The sequence below is a fragment of the Cryobacterium sp. TMT1-62 genome, assembly GCF_004403145.1.
Lineage (GTDB): Bacteria > Actinomycetota > Actinomycetes > Actinomycetales > Microbacteriaceae > Cryobacterium > Cryobacterium sandaracinum.
This window is the reverse complement of the sequence record NZ_SOGZ01000009.1, coordinates 1-1,414: the sequence shown is the minus strand read 5'-3', so window position 1 is coordinate 1,414 and position 1,414 is coordinate 1. Positions and strand designations below refer to the sequence as shown.

Sequence of the window (1,414 nt, the reverse complement as noted above, 5' to 3'; positions counted from 1 at the left end):
GGTTGCGTCCAATAGCGTGGTGTAACCCCCGGCCCTGATGGGCGTGTTGCACCGATGTAAGGCGGCCACCGCGTGATTCTTGGAAAGACCGATCAAGTCTTTTCCGAAGGAGTACACGCGATGACCGCACCCCATTTTATTGACCCTGCCCGTTTCCTGTCCGAACAACTCGAGCAAGCCTCGCCGGACTTGATGCGGCAGATGCTGACCACGTTCATCAACGCGCTGATGAGCGCCGAAGCGGAAGCCGTCTGCGGCGCCGAATACGGCCAAGTCTCCGCCGACCGGGTCAACTCCCGCAACGGCTACCGGCACCGGGATTTCGACACCCGCACCGGCACCCTCGACGTCGCGATCCCGAAGCTGCGCACCGGCACCTACTTCCCGGACTGGCTCCTCGAGCGCCGCCGCCGCGCCGAGGCCGCCCTGACCAGCGTCGTGGCGACCTGCTACCTGCTCGGGGTGTCGACGAGGCGGATGGAGAAACTCGTCGAGTCCCTCGGCATCACTCGCCTCTCGAAGTCGCAGGTGTCGATCATGGCCAAGGACCTCGACGAACAGGTCGAGCAGTTCCGCACCCGGCCCCTCGACGCCGGCCCTTACACGTTCGTGGCCGCCGACGCCCTGGTGCTGAAGGTGCGCGAGGGCGGCCGTGTCGCCAACGTCCACGCGCTCCTCGCGACGGGCGTGAACAAGGACGGGCACCGCGAGATCCTGGGCCTGCAGGTCACCAGCGCCGAAGACGGCGCCGGCTGGCTCGGCTTCTTCCGCGACCTGACCGCCCGCGGCCTCACCGGCGTGAAACTCGTCACGAGCGACGCTCACGCCGGCCTCGTGGCCGCCATCGGGGCGACCCTGCCCGGCGCGACTTGGCAGCGCTGTCGCACCCACTACGCCGCGAACCTGATGTCCGCGACCCCGAAGACCAGCTGGCCGTGGGTGAAGACCCTGCTCCACTCCGTCTACGACCAGCCCGACGCGGACGCCGTCCACGCCCAGTTCGACCGGGTCCTGAACGCACTGGAGGAGAAGCTCCCCGCGGTCGCCACCCACCTCGAGGCGGCCCGGGCGGACGTGCTCGCCTTCACCGGCTTCCCGAAGGAGATCTGGCGTCAGCTCTGGTCCAACAACCCCCAGGAACGTCTCAACCGCGAGATCCGCCGCCGCACCGACGTCGTGGGGATCTTCCCCGACCGCGGCTCCCTGATCCGGCTCGTCGGCGCGGTCCTGGCCGAACAACACGACGAATGGATCGAGGGCCGCCGCTACCTCGGCCTCGACGTCCTCAGCCGCTCACGCCTCACCCTCGTCCCGACCGAGAAGGAGGAACCCGCAACCGAACTCGGCGCCCTCAGCGCCTAGAAATCCAAGAATCACGCGGCAGACGCGTTACACCACACATTTGGACTTGACC

1 protein-coding gene is annotated in these 1,414 nt (G+C 67.6%); it reads left to right on the top strand.

All coding sequences use genetic code 11. The features are described 5' to 3' along the window. Positions 1-120 precede the first annotated feature (120 nt). The gene (locus E3T34_RS02435) at positions 121-1,362 is read left to right on the top strand and encodes an IS256 family transposase (protein WP_134342055.1); all 1,242 of its coding nucleotides are present in this window, start codon (positions 121-123) and stop codon (positions 1,360-1,362) included. Positions 1,363-1,414 lie beyond the last annotated feature (52 nt).